This is a genomic window from Moritella sp. PE36 (genome assembly GCF_000170855.1).
In the GTDB taxonomy this organism is placed as follows: Bacteria; Pseudomonadota; Gammaproteobacteria; order Enterobacterales; family Moritellaceae; genus Moritella.
The window spans coordinates 12,639-30,861 of sequence record NZ_ABCQ01000014.1 but is presented as its reverse complement, the minus strand read 5'-3'; the positions used below and the strand labels follow the sequence as shown (position 1 = coordinate 30,861).

Genomic DNA, 18,223 nt, shown 5'->3' with positions numbered 1-18,223 from the left:
AGTAAATAACAAATAAATTTTTACATGGAAGTCAAAAACTTATGCTTAATACGCTATCGATCAAAAAACGGCTGATAATTCTATTATTATGCCCGTTATTATTACTCACGTTGTTGATTGGCGATCGAGTCAGTGAGTCTGTGTCTACGTTAGGTCAACTTGATAAGTTGAAATCGAGAATTGAATTATTGGCAGAGTCATTACAGTTAAATTCATTACTCCATTCTTTAAGGGTGAGTAAGTTGTCAGCGAGTCATGTCACTAATGAAGAGCACCTTGGTGCATTTGCTGCTTCAATAAGTACATTAAAAGTATTAGCGCCTTTAGCCCTACAAGATGATAGCAATGCCATGGATCTATTATCTGATTTAGAAGGGGTAGAGGAAGAGTTTGCCTTTTTGAGTGCTGAGGATATTAATGATTGGTCAAGTTGGATATCAGATTCGACAAGTCAATTACTGCTTATATTAGAAAAAAATCATCTTGAGGTTGATGATCAAGAAATACAAAATAATCTAGAAGTATTATATCAACTGCAATGGCTCTATTTTTGGGCAAATGAAGAAAACTGGTATATAAATCTTATCGTCAGAGGTATAGAGGGCGATGCAAAAGTATTGTTACCGCCGATTGTAGAAAGACAACAACTTTTTATTGAACGCTTCATCGCGATAAGTGCTGATAATAATCAGATCTCTCTGTTACAGAGTACTTTTTCTGACCAGGCCTTTACCGATAGTTATGCATTACGTAATTTGATCCAGAATGGACATTTCCAAACAAATGCGAGTGCTTATGATATCTCTGCGTTAGATAAGCGGTTAGCACTTATTAGCGAGGTTGTTGCTAATGTTGGGGGGCACTTATCCGTTAAGATTAAAGCTAAAGTTGCTGAAGCAAAAATGCATGTTGTCGCATTTTCTATTTTTATTATTTCACTATTGGTGTGTGCAAGTTATTTAGGTTGGATGTTAATACAACGTATTCTTGGTAATTTGAAAGAAATTATAACCACGTTAACCCGTATCGAAGAGAAACATGATTATTCATTAAAAATAAAAATAGACGGCAATGATGAGTTTAGTGCGTTTGCAAAAATGCTGAATAAGCTTATTGAAGAACGTCACATCAATGAAAAACAGATAATCCAAGCTAAGGAATCTGCGGAACAAGCAAATGTGGCTAAAAGTTCATTTTTGGCCAATATGTCACATGAGATTAGAACGCCGTTAAACGGCGTGATCGGTATGTCTAATATCTTGTCAAATACCAAATTGACGCCATCTCAGCAAGACCACCTTGCCATTATTGAAAATTCATCGCAAACATTACTTATATTGATTAATGATATTTTGGATTTTTCGAAGATTGAATCCGGACACCTTGCGATAACGAATCATCGCTGTGATCTACGCGAAGTTATTTATGATACCGTGGCTATTATCACCCCGAGTGCAGCGGCTAAGAATCTCGATTTTAGTGTTAATATTGCCCCTGAACTGCCGAATGAATTCTTACTTGATGAACATAGATTGCGTCAGGTATTGATGAATTTATTATCCAATGCCGTTAAGTTTACCGACAGTGGTCAAGTTAGCTTAACACTTAGCAGTAAAGTAATTGAAAATTCCAGATCGGAGTTGTATTTTTCAGTGGCAGATACGGGTACTGGTATAGAAGAAGATAAACAGCAGAAAATTTTCGAACCTTTTACACAAGAAGACGGTTCTATTACGCGTCAATTCGGCGGGACGGGACTGGGCTTGGCGATTAGTACTCAGTTAGTCGAACTAATGGGTGGGGAAATTGGTGTTGATTCTACCAAAGGGCAGGGAAGCAACTTTTATTTCACTATTGAAGCAGAATTTACTGCCGAAGTTCGGGTTCAGAAAATCGTACCCACAAATACGATCGTCACCGTTATTAGTAATGAAATGGTTTTTTGTGACGCTATATGCGCAGAATTATCACGTAATAATATAACCGACATAACGACGGTGGCCTATACGCAAGATTTGTTTAGCAGCCTAACGATAAATGATCGGGTAGAAGATAAAGATGCTAATCACTTGATCATATATTGCCAAAACAGTATTAAATTGACCTTAAAGGATATAGATTTTTTAAGTCAACGGACCCTAAAATACAGCTTTGTGTTGGTACAATCACATGCCGATGATAAGTACGATTTCGACAGTCGGATTGATGGTTTGGTGACAATGCCATTGCTTGGAAATCGGTTATTAAAAGTAATTAATTCAGCGCTAGAAGATCAACTTGAGTCACAAACGAGTATTGCAGCTAGTTTGTCCGAAGAGGCCACTTTAGAACAACATCTGCAGATGGAAAAGGATATGAGCCCAAAGGATAATTCGCTTATCCTGGTTGTCGAAGATAATTTAATAAATCAAAAAGTCGCGACATTACTGCTCAAACAGTGTGGGTACGATAGTCATGTTGCCAATAACGGTAAAGAGGCTGTCGAGATGGTATCTTCTGGACAGCATAAATATAAAGCAATCTTGATGGATTGTATGATGCCGGTAATGGATGGGTTTACAGCAACGGAACAAATTCGAGAATGGGAAAAATCGAGTTCAGTTGCGCCAACACCGATCATAGCCCTTACTGCAAGCGTACTGGATGCGGATATTCAACGCTGCTTTGATGTCGGCATGAATGACTATGTCGCTAAACCTTTTAAGAAAGATGTACTCATCGACAAGATTGAGCGACTAGCAAGCGCGGCTTAATCAGATACGGGGTGTTTATTTAGAATCAAGGTTATGGGATTGCTGAACAATCAATATTTTGAGTTCAGCAATATCTTGCTTCAATTCAGAAATTTCGCCATGTAATGCGTCAGTACTTGGCGCTTGTTGTCTTGTAGATAGGTCTCCACCATCAACAAACCATGACGAAATGAACCCTGTGAACGTACCGAATAAACCGACACCAGCAGTCATTAGTAACGCTGCAATGATACGGCCGCCTGTTGTCACGGGGTAATGATCGCCATACCCAACCGTAGTTATCGTCACGAATGACCACCAAAGCGCATCGGTACCGTTGTTGATGTTACTGCCTACTTGCCCTTGTTCTAATAATAAAATACCGATAGCACCAAAGGTCAGCAGGACAAATGATAATGCTGCCACTAATGAAAAGGTGGCTTTAAAGCGATGCTCAAATATCATCTTGAACATAATTTTTGATGAGCGGATATGTTGGATAGATCTTAAAACTCGAGCAATACGAATAATACGAATAAATTGCAGCTGTTCGACCATTGGTATACTCGACAATAAGTCAATCCAGCCCCATTTCATAAACTGTAGCTTATTATCAGCTTGATAAAGGCGAATGATAAAGTCAGTGAAAAAGAATAAACAAATAGTGTTGTCCACACTTGTTAATATTTCGGTGACGTTACTTGAAAAGGTAAAGATAAGTTGCAGTAGAGATGAGACCACAACATGCAGTGATAAGATCAACATAAAGATCTGGAAGGGATTTACATCACTATTACTTTCAACGTCAGTTTTTATTTTGGTTTCCACAAGTTAGCGCCTCGGTTCATTGATTTTATTAATATAAACGTAACTAGGCAGCAAAACAAAATTTTTTTATAATAGCTTAGTGAATAGGTGTCGTTACAGTAGGATATATTTATGTTCGTGATTGTTTTTTATGTGCCGCAAGTAAATGTGCAGACGGTGAAAGAAGCGCTCTTTAAAGCGGGTGCTGGAACTATTGGTGATTATGATAGTTGTGCTTGGCAATGTTTAGGTACTGGTCAGTTTAAGCCCTTACAGGGTAGCCAACCACATATCGGCAAGCTTGATGAGATTGAATTAGTCGATGAGTATCGGGTTGAAATGGTTTGTGGTGCTGAGAATGTAAGGGCTGCAATTAACGCGTTAATTTCTGCTCACCCTTATGAAGAACCTGCTTATCATATTCTGAAAACATTTAATCTTGATGATTTACCTTAGGATGTGATTGATCTAACGACATTTCTGAAGTTATGGCATTAGCGTCGTGCGTATTAGTTATTAATCACATTGACTAGTTCAGAAATTGTTTTTGCACAAGTGATCGATATTAAACTATCGGCCTCAGCTTCGGTTCCCATTTGAACTGCTGAATTAGGTTTCATTGCGCTTTTTCTCGTGGTTTTGCCTGATAAGTGCAGCTCTTTCACTTGCGTGATAGCGATAATTTTTTCAGCATTGTCTGGGTTAACGCCTGCGCCAGGCATGATACTAATTCTGCCATCAGCCTGAGCTACTAATTGTTTGATCAACTCGCAGCCTTGTTCAGCCTTAGCTTGTTGTCCTGAAGTTAAGACACGTTCACAGCCGGCGTTTATTAAGATCTCTAAGGCTTGTTTAGGATCATTACACAAATCAAATGCACGATGGAAAGTGACGCCAATATCACGAGATGCTGACATTAAGCGTTTTAATGCCGCTTCATCAATATCTCCATCTGGGGTTAGTGCACCGATAACAACGCCCTCGATGCCAAGTAGTTTCATGAATTTGATGTCGGAAACCATAATATCAATTTCTTGTTCGCTATATACAAAATCTCCCGCGCGAGGACGAATGATGGTGTAAAGAGGGATTGTCGCCAGATCAATCGATTTTTGAACAAAGCCTGCATTGGGGGTTAATCCCCCTAGCGCTAATGCTGAACACAACTCAATACGATCAGCACCAGATTGTTGAGCAGTAAGAAGTGACTCTATATTATCAACACATACCTCTATTGTAATCGTCATATGTTTCTCTTTATCAAAAATAATTTAACAAGCATAGGTAGTTTTATATAATATGGAAGAGTAAAAGGCGACTTAGGTCGCCTAGATCAATGATTACGAGTAAATATTACTAGAAAGACAGTTGCTTTTGCTCAATCGCATCTATCGCGTTGTTATCTAAAGTCGTGTAGCTGTTCTGACCCGGATGTTTTATTAGAATAATTTCTTCGGCAGCGTTAGGTAGGTATGATTCCTTTTTTAACTCTGTTTTTTTGTATTTAAAGGTGCCTGTCATGTCTTGCTGTGTCCGTAAACGTACAAATATAGGTTGTGCGTAGCTTGGCAGTACAGAAGTGACATGCTGATAGAATTCAGACGCTGAAAATTCTTGAATTGGGCAATTTAAAGTAAGCGCGACCATTCCTGCGCGACCATCATGATGAGGAAGTTCCACACCATAGGCGACGCTCTGTTCGATCTGATTAAAATCATTGATTTGGCCTTCGACTTGCGTTGTCGCGACATTTTCACCCTTCCAGCGGAATGTATCACCTAATCTATCGACAAAGGCGATATGGCGGAAACCTTGGTAATTGACCAGATCACCCGTATTAAAATAGCAGTCACCCTCTTTTAGTACCGATTTAAACAGTTTTTTATTACTCTCTTTTTCATCGGTATAGCCATCAAATGGTGAACGCTTCGTTATCTTCGTTAATAGTAAACCGACGTCACCCGTTTTGACTTTGATCATTTTCCCTGCGCTATTATAAACGGGTTGGTCATTATCAATATCATATTGCACCACGGTAAAAGCAAGTGGCGTAACACCCGCGGTATGAGGTAAATTGAAGGCATTGGTAAATACCAGGTTACATTCACTTGCCCCGTAGAATTCGTTGATATGCTCGATGCCAAAACGCTGCTGGAATTCATCCCAAATCTCTGGGCGTAAACCATTACCAATGATCTTTTTAACGCCATGTTGTTTATCGTTATCTTGTGCAGGCACATTTAATAGATAGCGGCAAAGCTCGCCGATATAGGTGAATGCGGTGGCTTTATGAGCCCGTATTTCATCCCAAAATCGACTTGAACTGAATTTTTCAGAGAGAGCAAGTGTTGCTGCATTACCAAATACTGCACTTAATGAAACCGTAAGCGCGTTGTTATGGTACAAGGGTAATGATAGATACAATACGTCGTCAGCGGTTAGGCGTAACGATGCCATACCCATACCTGCCATCGATTTAAACCAGCGATGGTGACTCATTTTTGCTGCTTTTGGCAGCCCTGTTGTTCCGGATGTGAAAATATAAAATGCCGAATCTTTAAGTTGAATCTTAGCCGTTGAGTCGGGATTTAATACGGAATAATTTGCTGCCTGCTTAGATATATCTCTAAACTCAACCGCGGCCTCTGATGCTGTTAATGCTGGAATATAAAATAGATTCTGTTGTAACGTCGAAGGTAAATTAGCTTTAATGTTATTGATGGCCGGTATATATATTTCATCAGCGATAAGTAATTTCGTTTCGACAACGGCAAGGCTATGCTCGAGGATCGCGTTGCGTTGAGTGGTATTAATCATACAAGCAATTGCACCAAGCTTTACAACGGCGAGCGCGATGATAATTGTTTCAGGGCGGTTATCGAGCATTACTGCTACTTTGTCATTCTTGCTAATGCCGTATTCATGCAGAAAATGCGCATATTGATTTGCTTGTTTATTCAGTTCGTCATAGCTAAAACGTTGATCTTTGAACTGTATTGCTACTAGATCAGAGTTATTAACCGCTTGTTGCTCTAGTAACAAACCAATAGACATGAATCGTTCTGGCTTTGCTTGCTGCAAGTGCCACAGACCTTTAATTATGGGCTTTGGAGTCTTTAATATATTGATTGTACTTTTGAATATTTGTTTGCCAGTTATAACAGTCATAAGCTAGTTCGTTTTATTAAGTAGAGGATAAATGACACCAGATAGATGGGTCACGCGATTATTTGCATTTGTTAAATTAAATGAATTGTTCTGCGGTGATAATGCGACGTTCAAACAAACTTGAGCGGGTAAAAAAATAGCACTTTTAAATTGAACATCAATACTAATATGTTGAATATCAATAAACGTTTCTAACTGTGCAAGCACGCGAGCCTTCGCTAACATGCCATGCATAATTGTCGACTTAAATCCCATTAATTTTGCGGGAATATAATGTAAATGGATTGGATTGGTATCTTTGGAGATGTATGCATATTTTAATGCGTCAAAATGACTGAATTTCAATGCAGAAATTGTCTCCATAGCGGGACTATCGAGCAGGTCTTTATGCGAGGGGCTATTCTCAGAATCTTCCGAATGTTGCTTCGTTTGTTTGAGTCTCGATTTCTGTAAAAATGTCGAGGTGCATTCCCACATTAATTGACCATCTACAAAAATATCAATATGAGTCTCGATGAAACGACCTTTGTCAGCGGTATTGTCATTGCTAACACTGCATATGATGGTCACTATGGCACTTTTATTTATTGGTGAATGTTGAGTTATTGTATTTTTATAATGGATTAGTCCCAGTACAGAGATAGGGAACTGTGCTGATGTCATGAGTTTCATCAATAATGGAAAAGCCATAACGAATGGATAAGTCACTGGCACATAGTCGGTATTACGATATCTGCAACATTGAATATAGCGTTGTAAATTATTGCTATCGATGGATTGACCACTCACGCTATATTGCTGGGTAAAAGGACGTGTTGACCAAGTGTTTGTCGCCGTTTTTAGTATCGAATTGAGCACTGCTTTGGCGTATAACAGCGGGATAAAAGGTTGGTTGTTTAAGTGTGTGATCTGGTTAGTGCTCATTAATAAATAAACCGTGAAAACAAATGTAATGATTATGTTAATGAATTGCGGTGGAAGTTGAATTGGCGAATGAGTAATCGGTTTATGGCAGTTCGGTCAAATACTTCGGCTAAACTCGTTACTCATACGTTTGATAGTGTTAAAGTGATTGTTCTGAATAAAGATTTAAAGCTAAGAAGTGGATAATTATGCAAGATGCGGGTATGTTGTTACGCATTGCTTATAAGGCAATGAAAGAGTTAGATATCGATGTAGTCGAAGTCCTCTCTCGTTGTAACATTAGTGAAGAAGTGTTGAATGATAAAAATTTGCGTACACCTAATCATGCGCAAACACATTTCTGGCAAGTTCTCGAAGATGTTTCAAAAGATCCTAATATAGGTATTTCACTGGGTGAGCGCATGCCTGTGTTTACAGGTCAGGTGCTACAGTATCTTTTTTTGAGCAGCCCAACATTCGGTACCGGCTGGGAACGCGCAACAAAATACTTTAGGCTGATTAGCGATGCGGCAAGTGTTTCAATTCAAATTGAAGGTGATGTGGCGAGGTTGTCTGTTAACTTAGACGGGGTGACTGAAGATGCTAATCGTCATTTGAATGATTGCTTGATTATTGGCATGTTTAAATTTTGCCAGCATGTAACTGATGGCGAATTCAAAGCCAATAAAATAGCGTTTGCTCATCCAAGTCCTGAAGACTTAACTGCATATACTAGCGTATTCCCGTGCCCACTTGAGTTTTCTGCTGCAGACAATTATATTTATTTTGATGCTGATTTACTTGATCGCCCTTCATCACATGCAGAGCCAGAACTGTTTGCACTGCATGAGCAGTTAGCAAGTCGCAAAATTGCGAAGTTAGAGCTGCAAGATATTGTGGATAAGGTTCGCATTGTAATCGCGCAACAGCTTGAATCCGGTGTGGTGACATTAGAAAGTATTGCAACTGAGCTTGATATGAAACCACGCATGTTAAGAGCTAAGTTGGCTGATATTGAATATAACTTTAACCAAATATTAGCTGATTTCCGTTGTGAGTTATCAAAAAAACTGTTGGCGAATACGGATGAATCAATCGATCAGATTGTATATCTAACTGGTTTCTCAGAGCCAAGTACTTTTTATCGTGCATTTAAGCGTTGGGTACAAATGACGCCGATTGAATATCGCCGCAGTAAGCGGGCGGATACTCAGGCGAAAGGTTAGTATTTCTTTTTTCGTTAGAGTAGTAGCGGCTTTTATCATATACAGCCACTATTACTCATCTCTAGTATTGAATTACCTGTCTTATTACTTATCTAAAGCTAAGCGCCAATTAACGATTGACCACAAATTCGAATGGTATTACCTGTGATCCCGGCTGCTTGCGGTTGCGCAAAAAAGGCTATCGCTTCAGCGACATCAACGGGTTTACCGCCTTGCTTTAACGAATTCATGCGACGGCCTGCTTCACGTACGGTAAACGGAATTGCAGCGGTCATTTTAGTTTCAATAAAACCGGGCGCAACCGCATTAATGGTGATGTGTTTTTCAGCAAGTGGTTTTTGCATTGCGTTGACATAGCCAATGACAGCGGCCTTAGACGTCGCATAATTAGTCTGACCAAAGTTACCAGCAATCCCACTCATCGACGACACACAAATAATGCGACCATATTCATTCAACAGATTATCGTTTAATAACCGCTCATTAATTCTTTCCATTGCCGACAAGTTAATATCCATGAGTACGTCCCAGTGATTATTGGTCATACGGGCTAGGGTCTTGTCTTTTGTTACCCCGGCATTATGAACAATGATATCAAGAGAATGCTCACGCACAAATTCGGCAATAATAGCGGGGGCATCCGCAGAGGTAATATCAGCAACAATGCTGCTGCCTTTTAAGCGAGTCGCTATTTTCTCAAGGTCTTGTTTCAATGCTGGTATATCTAAACAAATGACATGTGCACCATCACGACTAAGTGTTTCTGCAATCGAAGCACCAATACCACGTGATGCGCCGGTAACAAGCGCTGTTTTGCCTTGCAAGGGTTTAGAATAGTTGACTGTTCCCTGAATCACGCCTGGTTTTACACTAATGACTTGTGCTGATATATAAGCTGATTTCGCCGAGGTTAAGAAGCGTAGCGGGGCCGATAACAATGATTCACTGCCTGGTTGTACATAGATAAGTTGGCAGGTGCTGCCATTTTTACCTATTTCCTTGGCTACGCTACGGCAAAACCCTTCTAAGGAACGCTGTGCTGTTGCATGACTCACATCTTCAAGGTGTTCACTTGGACGGCCTAAAACGATAACTCTACTGCAGGGTGATAGCTGTTTAATGACAGGTTGAAAAAAACGATGTAATGCGCTCAATTGGTTACTTGTCTTAATGCCTGAGGCATCAAATATAATACCGTTGAATTTATCTGATTTAGCGACAGCATTAAGACTGATTGGCGTCGCGCTTAGGGATGCGGCATTAAACTGGTCATTAAGATTAGCTAATTGCGGTGTGCTATTAGGATAAGAAATTGCGAGTTCAGCATCCTTAAATGTTTCAATGATGGGTTTAACTAATTCACTGTTGCTCGCCGCGCCGATGAGTAAGTGACCTGAGATGAGATCTGAGCCCTGGGAGAAACGTGTTAACGTAACTGGCTGAGGAAGATTAAGCGCTTTGAATAAACCTGATGTCCACTTTCCATTAGCGAGTTTTGCATAAGTATCCGTCATTTTCTAATCCTTGTTATAGTGAACAACATCAATAAAGATACTGAGCATGTGTTAAAAATCACTGTATTACTATGACCTATATGCCAAAGCTACATAATAACTTGACCAGTTTAACGTGTAATAAATTGTTATAGTATACCTAAATAATATTCAAACTTTGATTATGTAATCATCAATGGTGAATATACCATCAGCTCTAAAGGCGCTACCTCTACCTTCCGAGGTAGACTGCGGTGAACAATCGACCAAATTAGAGTTTTTATTTTAAACTTGTATCAACAATGTTACATTAATGTATCTAAATTCTAATGTGCTGCGGGCTCATTTAAATTAAAGGAATAAACCATGACAGGTCAAACAGTAAGAAGAGTTGCAATTATCGGCGGTAACCGTATCCCGTTTGCACGCTCAAATACAGCATATTCGAAACTAAGTAATCAAGACATGCTAACGGAAAGTATCCGTGGTTTAGTGGTTAAATATAATCTACGCGGTGAACAGCTTGGTGAAGTTGTAGCGGGTGCCGTTATCAAACACTCTCGTGATTTTAACTTAACACGAGAATCAGTATTAAGTGCAGGTCTCGCACCTGAAACACCTTGTTATGATATTCAGCAAGCCTGTGGTACCGGTCTAGCTGCTGCTATTCAAGTAGCAAACAAGATTGCACTTGGTCAAATAGATGCAGGTATTGCTGGTGGTTCTGATACCACGTCTGACGCACCAATTGCAGTAAGTGAAGGTATGCGCAGTGTTTTACTTGAGTTGAACCGTGCTAAAACGGGTAAACAACGCTTGAGTGCGCTTTCTCGTTTACGTCTTAAACATTTTGCACCTTTAACGCCTGCGAATAAAGAGCCGCGTACTAAAATGGCGATGGGCGATCATTGTCAAGTGACAGCGAAAGAGTGGAATATCTCACGTGAAGCACAAGATGAATTAGCCTGTGCAAGTCATCAAAAATTAGCGGCTGCATATGAAGAAGGTTTCTTCGATACGTTAGTGTCGCCAATGGCGGGTCTAACCAAAGATAACGTATTACGTGCAGACACGACAATTGAAAAGCTGGCTAAATTAAAGCCTTGTTTTGATAAAGTTAACGGTACGATGACGGCGGGTAACAGTACCAACTTAACAGATGGTGCGTCAGCAGTATTACTTGCAAGTGAAGAGTGGGCTGCTGAACGCAACTTACCCGTTCAAGCTTATTTAACATTTGGCGAAACAGCAGCTGTCGATTTTGTCGACAAAAAAGAAGGCCTGTTAATGGCACCCGCATACGCAGTGCCAAAAATGCTTAAGCGTGCAGGTCTAACATTACAAGATTTCGATTTTTATGAAATTCATGAAGCATTTGCGGCACAAGTTTTATCAACGTTAGCCGCTTGGGAAGATGAAAAATTCTGTAAAGAGAAGTTAGGTCTTGATGCACCGCTTGGTTCAATTGACATGACGAAGTTGAACGTGAAAGGCAGTAGTTTAGCGACTGGTCACCCATTTGCTGCAACCGGTGGTCGTGTTATTGCTACGTTAGCACAGCTACTTGATCAGAAAGGTTCAGGTCGTGGTTTAATCTCGATTTGTGCAGCTGGTGGTCAAGGCATCACGGCGATTTTAGAAAAATAAGTTATCGATTTTACTAGATAAACGTAATAAACATCAACGCCAATACTGCAGAGTATTGGCGTTTTTTTGTACTTGGCAATATCCGTTATTTATAGTTATTACTATACTGTTGTCATTCGCTGTCAGTAGTGTAACTGAACTGAATCGACGTTTACCGTGGGTCGAGCAAAAGCATGACGAATTGATAAAGACAGGTGTGTTAGTAAAGGGCTGTGTTAATAAAGAGATGTATTGGGTAGCTGAGGTATGGTGGGAAATAAAAAACAGCACCGAAGTGCTGTTTTAATTGAGGCTTAACGAAAGATTAAACGAGATTAGTCTTAGTATGCTTCGTTATGTACACCAGCCGCACGACCCGATGGATCTGCATTGTTTTGGAAGCTTTCATCCCATGCTAATGCTTCTACCGTTGAACAAGCTACAGACTTACCAAATGGTACGCATTTAGCAGCCGAGTCACCCGGGAAGTGACCTTCAAAGATGGCACGATAGTAATAACCTTCTTTAGTATCTGGCGTATTAATTGGGAACTTATATGCTGCGCTTGCTAGCATTTGATCTGTTACCGCTTCTGCCACGTGTACTTTAAGTTGGTCAATCCACGAATAGCCAACGCCATCAGAGAATTGTTCTTTTTGACGCCATACAATCTCTTCAGGTAATAAATCTTCAAATGCTTCACGGATGATGTTTTTCTCAATGCGGTCGCCCGTGATCATTTTCAATTCAGGGTTTAAACGCATTGCAGTATCTATAAATTCTTTATCTAAGAAAGGTACACGTGCTTCGATCCCCCAAGCTGCCATTGATTTATTCGCGCGTAAGCAATCGAACATATGCAGTTTAGATACTTTACGTACAGTTTCTTCATGGAACTCTTTTGCATTTGGCGCTTTGTGGAAATACAAATAACCACCAAACAACTCATCAGCACCTTCACCAGAAAGTACCATCTTAATGCCCATGGCTTTAATCTTACGTGCCATTAAATACATCGGCGTTGACGCTCGGATAGTCGTTACATCATATGTTTCAATGTGGTAAATCACATCACGTAATGCATCGATACCTTCTTGTACGGTAAATTCAATCGAGTGATGAATAGTGCCTAAGTGATCAGCTACTTTCTGCGCAGCAGCTAAATCAGGCGAGCCGTTTAGACCCACAGAGAAAGAGTGTAGTTGTGGCCACCATGCTTCTGTTTTGCCGCCGTCTTCGATACGACGTTTTGCATACAGTTGAGTAACAGCTGAAATGACCGATGAATCTAAGCCACCAGATAATAATACACCGTAAGGAACATCACACATTAGTTGACGTTTAATCGCTTCTTCTAAGCCTTGCTTAACGACTTCTTTATCACCGCCGTTTTGTGCAACAGCATCAAACTCGGTCCAATCACGTTGGTAATACGGTGTTACCTTACCGTCTTTACTCCACAGGTAATGACCTGCAGGGAATTCTTCAATTTGTGTACACACAGGTACTAATGCTTTCATTTCTGATGCAACGTAGAAGTTACCGTGTTCATCATAACCAGTATAAAGCGGGATAATACCGATATGGTCGCGACCAATCAGGTAAGCATCTTCTTCTTCGTCATATAAAGCGAAAGCAAAGATACCATTCAGGTCATCTAAAAACTGTGTGCCTTTTTCTTTATATAGCGCAAGAATAATTTCACAATCAGATTCTGTTTGGAATTCAAAATCAACGTTTAATGTTTTCTTCAAATCTTTATGGTTATAAATTTCACCATTTACAGCGAGTACGTGAGTCTTTTCTTCATTATATAAAGGCTGTGCACCATTATTAACATCAACAATTGCAAGGCGTTCATGAACTAAAATAGCGTTATCATTAGTATAGATACCTGACCAATCTGGGCCGCGGTGACGTAATAATTTTGATAACTCTAGTGCTTGTTCACGAAGAGGTTTAATGTCTGACTTGATGTCTAGAATTCCGAATATTGAGCACATAGCTAATTCCTTCTGATGCTGCGTTTGCAGCTAACTTTCTAAATAGTGTGTCTAATTTGCCATATTCTGATTTAATTGCAATTAAAAATGACATAACTTTCATAAAAGTTGCAATTCAATATGGAATCATCAAAAAAACACATGAAAAAATCACGTTTCAATAATTTGCGGTGAAAGGGGGAGCAATATACATCTTAATTAGACGAAGTACGATTGAATCCATTCAACGCAATATGGTACTAAATGTGGTACTAAGTAAATAATTTAAATACAATAATAAACCGCATAAGTTAAATTTATCATGATAATTAACCATAGCTCAATGGCAATTTAGCATAAGGGTTAAATATATTTAAAATTAATGGGTTAATAGGGAATATCAGCAGTCAATTAGGGGGCGTAGGGTAATTTAAATTACCCATATTGATTAATAATTTATTAAAAGGGTTCAAATAATCGAGTAAACATAAAAAATAGTTGGATTTGAAGACAGAACTGCATAAACTAATTGACTTGTTGTCTTGTAATATTTTGTAATTTAAACAGGTTTGATAAAATTATATGTCTGATAAATATAAACCGTACGACCTTTCTTTCAAAAAAACGTTTTTACTACCCAAGTTTTGGCCAGTGTGGTTCGGCGTCTTTGTATTATACTTATTAGCCTTTATGCCAGTGAAACCGCGTGATAAATTCGCTCGTTTCATTGCTACTAAGTTATTCGATTTAAAATTAATGGCTAAGCGTAAGAAAATTGCAAAAATAAACTTATCTATGTGTTTTCCTGAAATGGATGATGTTGAACAAGATCGTATTATCATGATGAACCTGGTTACATTTTGCCAAACGATTTTAAGCTATGCAGAACCAAGTGCACGTAGCCTGGCTTATAACCGTAATCGTATGATTGTTCATGGCGGTGAGCACCTCTTTCCATTATTAGAACAAGGCAAGCCTTGCATTTTATTAGTACCCCATACTTTTGCAATTGATTTTGCAGGTTTGTATATCGTGTCTTATGGCGCCCCTTTTTGTTCCATGTTTAATAATTCTGAAAACGAATTATTTGATTGGTTAATGACACGCCAACGCACTAAATTCGGTGGTAGCCTTTACCATCGAAAAGCAGGGTTAGGCGCACTTGTCCATGGCTTAAAGAATGGAGAGAGTTGTTATTATTTACCCGATGAAGATCACGGTCCTAAACGTAGTGTATTTGCCCCGTTGTTTGCGACTCAGAAAGCAACGCTACCTGTGTTGGGTAAATTAGCGCAAAAAACAAATGCGACAGTGGTGCCTATGTATGCCGCGTATAATGAAAAGCTTGGCAAGTTTGAAACCTTTATTCGACCGGCAATGCAAAATTTCCCATCAGAAAGCCCAGAGCAAGATGCGGTCATGATGAATAAAGAGATTGAAGCGTTGATTGAATGTGGTGTGGATCAATACATGTGGACGTTAAGATTATTAAGAACACGCCCAGATGGTAAAAAAATCTATTAACAACTTTATAGTAAACGCCCTATACTAACCTCGATAGGGTGTTTACTGCATTTCATATGTCACTTTTCTTATCTTGAAACATTCCCTAATATAACTTTTAACGATGATTTGGCCTTTACTTGCTCTGTTTTTAGTCTAATGATCCAAACAAATTTGATCTAGGTATCTATTCTGTCCTTCTTTGTGTATTCCACTCTATGTTTTTCAATCTTTACTTGTTACAATTGGTTTCATATGAAAGCGGTATCGTTTCAATAAAAGAATATTTCGTTTCAATAAAAATTTTGATTTATAGTCGCATTCACATTTAATAGAATTATTTCTCATCTAGACTATAAATATAAAACCAAGTTTTAAAAATATAAAATATCCCATACGGAGCATAAGAATGAAAAAGACTAAAATTGTTTGTACAATTGGTCCAAAAACTGAATCAGTAGAGAAACTAACAGAGCTTGTTAAAGCAGGCATGAACGTAATGCGTTTAAACTTCTCTCACGGTAACTTTGCTGAGCACTCAGTTCGTATTCAAAATATCCGTGAAGTAAGTGAAAACCTAAATGAAAAAATCGCAGTATTACTGGATACTAAAGGTCCAGAGATCCGTACGATTAAATTAGAAAATGGTGAAGACGTAATACTGACTGCTGGTCAGTTATTCACATTTACAACTGATATTAATGTTGTAGGTAATAAAGATAGTGTTGCTGTAACTTATCCTGGATTTGCTAAAGATCTCAGCGCAGGCGCGATCATCCTTGTCGATGATGGTCTGATTGAAATGAAAGTTGTTGAAACAACTGATACAGAAGTAAAATGTACAGTATTAAATACTGGCGCACTTGGTGAAAACAAAGGTGTTAACTTACCTAACATCAGTGTAGGTCTACCTGCATTGTCAGAAAAAGATAAAGCAGATTTAGCGTTTGGTTGTGAGCAAGAAGTTGATTTTGTTGCTGCATCATTCATCCGTAAAGCTGACGATGTAAGAGAAATTCGCGAAATCTTATTTAATAATGGTGGCGAAAACATTCAGATTATCTCAAAAATTGAAAACCAAGAAGGTGTTGATAATTTCGATGAGATCCTTGCAGAATCAGACGGTATCATGGTTGCTCGTGGCGATCTCGGTGTTGAGATCCCTGTTGAAGAAGTGATCATGGCACAGAAGATGATGATCAAGAAATGTAATAAAGCAGGTAAAGTTGTGATCACTGCAACGCAAATGCTTGATTCAATGATCAACAATCCTCGTCCAACACGTGCAGAAGCGGGCGATGTTGCCAATGCTGTACTTGATGGGACTGATGCGGTAATGCTTTCTGGTGAAACTGCGAAAGGTAAATACCCGGTTGAAGCGGTATCTATCATGGCTAACATTTGTGAACGTACCGATAACTCAATGTCTTCTGACTTGGGTGCAAATATTGTTGCAAAAAGCATGCGTATTACCGAAGCTGTGTGTAAAGGTGCGGTAGAAACAACTGAAAAATTATGCGCGCCATTGATTGTTGTTGCTACTCGCGGCGGTAAATCAGCGAAGTCTGTTCGTAAATATTTTCCGAAAGCAAATATCTTAGCGATTACGACTAACGAAAAAACAGCGCAACAATTATGCCTAACGAAAGGTGTTAGCACTTGTATCGTTGCGCAAATTGATAGCACGGATGAGTTTTACCGTAAAGGTAAAGAACTTGCGCTAGCAACTGGCTTAGCGAAAGAAGGTGATATTGTTGTTATGGTGTCAGGTGCACTTGTACCATCAGGCACAACAAACACGGCATCAGTTCACCAACTTTAAGTTGTTAAATTGACATTGTAATAAAAAAGAGAGCGCTTGCTCTCTTTTTTTATACCTATATTTAAGATAAAGTTAATATTCAGTGAGTAAACTTAATTGGGATTAATCAAAGAGATGGGTAGTGCTAAACATAAAATTGGCTTAGTTCTTTCTGGTGGCGGGGCGAAAGGCATTGCTCACCTTGGCGTATTAAAGTATCTGTTAGAGCAGGGGGTAAGACCAAATTTAATTGCTGGCACGAGTGCCGGATCTATGGTCGGTGCACTTTATTGTTCTGGATTAGAGATCGACGAAATATTACAGTTTTTTATTGATGTTAAGCCATTCTCTTGGAAGTTTACTCGAGCCTCGGCCGGTTTTATTGATCCCGCTAAATTATACCCTGAATTTTTAAAGTATATTCCGGAAGATAGCTTTACACATCTTAAGCCTGAATTACGTATCGTTGCTACTAATATGCTTCTTGGAAAAGAACATATTTTTAAAGATGGCTCCGTCATTAACGCCTTGTTGGCATCGGCAAGTTATCCTTTAGTATTCTCACCTATGATCATTGATGAGCAGGTCTATTCTGACGGTAGTATCGTTAATCATTTTCCGGTGAGTGTTATAGAAGACGATTGTGATAAAATAATCGGCGTGTATGTGTCGCCAATACGTCAAGTTGAACCTGAGGAATTGTCGAGTATCAAAGACGTTGTATTACGCGCATTTACGTTGCAGGGAAGTGGCGCTGAATTAGAGAAATTATCTCAATGTGATGTGCAAATTTATCCCGAAGCATTAGTCAATTACAATACATTTACAACAGACGAAAAATCATTACGAGAAATCTTTCAGATTGGCTACGAAGCAGCAAAAGAGCAATGTGATAGTATTATCGAATTAAAGGAAAGTTTAGCCAACAGTAACTCGAAAAAGAATCCCTTTACAAGGTGGTTCGGTCATTAATACTGTTAGT

Annotated in this window: 13 protein-coding genes; 7 read left to right on the top strand and 6 right to left on the bottom strand. The window is 39.1% G+C overall.

Annotated elements, in window-relative coordinates:
- Positions 1-41 precede the first annotated feature (41 nt).
- A complete protein-coding gene (locus PE36_RS10215) occupies positions 42-2,753 on the top strand; it encodes an ATP-binding protein (protein WP_006031935.1) in 2,712 nt (903 codons plus the stop codon).
- A 15-nt stretch (positions 2,754-2,768) separates the two neighbouring features.
- Here the strand turns inward: PE36_RS10215 and PE36_RS10210 are convergent, their stop codons facing one another.
- Positions 2,769-3,560, bottom strand: coding sequence for an ion transporter (locus PE36_RS10210; RefSeq protein ID WP_006031934.1), 792 nt, complete (start codon positions 3,558-3,560; stop codon positions 2,769-2,771).
- Positions 3,561-3,671: 111 nt separating this feature from the next.
- Here PE36_RS10210 and PE36_RS10205 point away from each other — a divergent pair, with 111 nt between their 5' ends.
- Positions 3,672-3,995, top strand: a complete 324-nt coding sequence (locus PE36_RS10205) for a hypothetical protein (RefSeq protein WP_006031933.1) — start codon at positions 3,672-3,674, stop codon at positions 3,993-3,995.
- Between the two features lie 53 nt (positions 3,996-4,048).
- Here the strand turns inward: PE36_RS10205 and PE36_RS10200 are convergent, their stop codons facing one another.
- The 3 genes from PE36_RS10200 to PE36_RS10190 all read right to left on the bottom strand — a co-directional run bounded on the left by PE36_RS10200 (position 4,049) and on the right by PE36_RS10190 (position 7,631).
- The gene (locus PE36_RS10200) at positions 4,049-4,786 is read right to left on the bottom strand and encodes a copper homeostasis protein CutC (RefSeq protein ID WP_006031932.1); all 738 of its coding nucleotides are present in this window, start codon (positions 4,784-4,786) and stop codon (positions 4,049-4,051) included.
- A gap of 109 nt (positions 4,787-4,895) precedes the next feature.
- Positions 4,896-6,707, bottom strand: coding sequence for a long-chain-acyl-CoA synthetase (locus tag PE36_RS10195; RefSeq protein ID WP_006031931.1), 1,812 nt, complete (start codon positions 6,705-6,707; stop codon positions 4,896-4,898).
- A 3-nt stretch (positions 6,708-6,710) separates the two neighbouring features.
- The gene (locus tag PE36_RS10190; RefSeq protein WP_006031930.1) at positions 6,711-7,631 is read right to left on the bottom strand and encodes a MaoC/PaaZ C-terminal domain-containing protein; all 921 of its coding nucleotides are present in this window, start codon (positions 7,629-7,631) and stop codon (positions 6,711-6,713) included.
- Between the two features lie 188 nt (positions 7,632-7,819).
- Between PE36_RS10190 and PE36_RS10185 the strand changes: the two genes are divergently transcribed.
- Positions 7,820-8,836 carry an AraC family transcriptional regulator gene (locus PE36_RS10185; protein WP_006031929.1) on the top strand — a complete coding sequence of 339 codons (1,017 nt, stop codon included), beginning with the start codon at positions 7,820-7,822 and terminating at the stop codon, positions 8,834-8,836.
- 98 nt (positions 8,837-8,934) lie between these two features.
- Here PE36_RS10185 and PE36_RS10180 read toward each other — a convergent pair whose 3' ends face one another.
- Positions 8,935-10,350, bottom strand: coding sequence for a 3-oxoacyl-ACP reductase (locus PE36_RS10180; RefSeq protein ID WP_006031928.1), 1,416 nt, complete (start codon positions 10,348-10,350; stop codon positions 8,935-8,937).
- A 345-nt stretch (positions 10,351-10,695) separates the two neighbouring features.
- On the opposite strand from PE36_RS10180, the gene PE36_RS10175 reads away from it, so the two are divergent.
- Entirely contained in the window at positions 10,696-11,976 is a 1,281-nt protein-coding gene (locus PE36_RS10175; protein WP_006031927.1) for an acetyl-CoA C-acetyltransferase, read from the top strand.
- A gap of 320 nt (positions 11,977-12,296) precedes the next feature.
- Here the strand turns inward: PE36_RS10175 and asnB are convergent, their stop codons facing one another.
- On the bottom strand, positions 12,297-13,958 hold the full coding sequence (gene asnB / locus PE36_RS10170) for an asparagine synthase B (protein ID WP_006031926.1): 1,662 nt from the start codon (positions 13,956-13,958) through the stop codon (positions 12,297-12,299).
- A 561-nt stretch (positions 13,959-14,519) separates the two neighbouring features.
- Here asnB and lpxM point away from each other — a divergent pair.
- The 3 genes from lpxM to PE36_RS10155 all read left to right on the top strand — a co-directional run bounded on the left by lpxM (position 14,520) and on the right by PE36_RS10155 (position 18,213).
- Complete coding sequence (lpxM, locus tag PE36_RS10165) at positions 14,520-15,461, top strand: lauroyl-Kdo(2)-lipid IV(A) myristoyltransferase (RefSeq protein WP_006031925.1); 942 nt, start codon at positions 14,520-14,522, stop codon at positions 15,459-15,461.
- A gap of 388 nt (positions 15,462-15,849) precedes the next feature.
- Positions 15,850-17,262 carry a pyruvate kinase PykF gene (pykF, locus tag PE36_RS10160; protein ID WP_006031924.1) on the top strand — a complete coding sequence of 471 codons (1,413 nt, stop codon included), beginning with the start codon at positions 15,850-15,852 and terminating at the stop codon, positions 17,260-17,262.
- 96 nt (positions 17,263-17,358) lie between these two features.
- Positions 17,359-18,213 (top strand): patatin-like phospholipase family protein, encoded by an 855-nt coding sequence (locus tag PE36_RS10155; RefSeq protein ID WP_232286566.1) that lies wholly within the window; start codon positions 17,359-17,361, stop codon positions 18,211-18,213.
- The last annotated feature ends 10 nt before the right edge of the window (positions 18,214-18,223 follow it).

What these genes read in the sequence shown, in the direction of transcription:
- asnB (WP_006031926.1), bottom strand. Translation starts at nt 13,958, where the DNA reads ATGTGCTCAATATTCGGAATTCTAGACATCAAGTCAGACATTAAACCT.
- PE36_RS10200 (WP_006031932.1), bottom strand. Translation starts at nt 4,786, where the DNA reads ATGACGATTACAATAGAGGTATGTGTTGATAATATAGAGTCACTTCTT.
- PE36_RS10205 (WP_006031933.1), top strand. Translation starts at nt 3,672, where the DNA reads ATGTTCGTGATTGTTTTTTATGTGCCGCAAGTAAATGTGCAGACGGTG.
- PE36_RS10175 (WP_006031927.1), top strand. Translation starts at nt 10,696, where the DNA reads ATGACAGGTCAAACAGTAAGAAGAGTTGCAATTATCGGCGGTAACCGT.
- PE36_RS10185 (WP_006031929.1), top strand. Translation starts at nt 7,820, where the DNA reads ATGCAAGATGCGGGTATGTTGTTACGCATTGCTTATAAGGCAATGAAA.
- pykF (WP_006031924.1), top strand. Translation starts at nt 15,850, where the DNA reads ATGAAAAAGACTAAAATTGTTTGTACAATTGGTCCAAAAACTGAATCA.
- PE36_RS10190 (WP_006031930.1), bottom strand. Translation starts at nt 7,631, where the DNA reads ATGAGCACTAACCAGATCACACACTTAAACAACCAACCTTTTATCCCG.
- PE36_RS10195 (WP_006031931.1), bottom strand. Translation starts at nt 6,707, where the DNA reads ATGACTGTTATAACTGGCAAACAAATATTCAAAAGTACAATCAATATA.
- lpxM (WP_006031925.1), top strand. Translation starts at nt 14,520, where the DNA reads ATGTCTGATAAATATAAACCGTACGACCTTTCTTTCAAAAAAACGTTT.
- PE36_RS10180 (WP_006031928.1), bottom strand. Translation starts at nt 10,350, where the DNA reads ATGACGGATACTTATGCAAAACTCGCTAATGGAAAGTGGACATCAGGT.
- PE36_RS10215 (WP_006031935.1), top strand. Translation starts at nt 42, where the DNA reads ATGCTTAATACGCTATCGATCAAAAAACGGCTGATAATTCTATTATTA.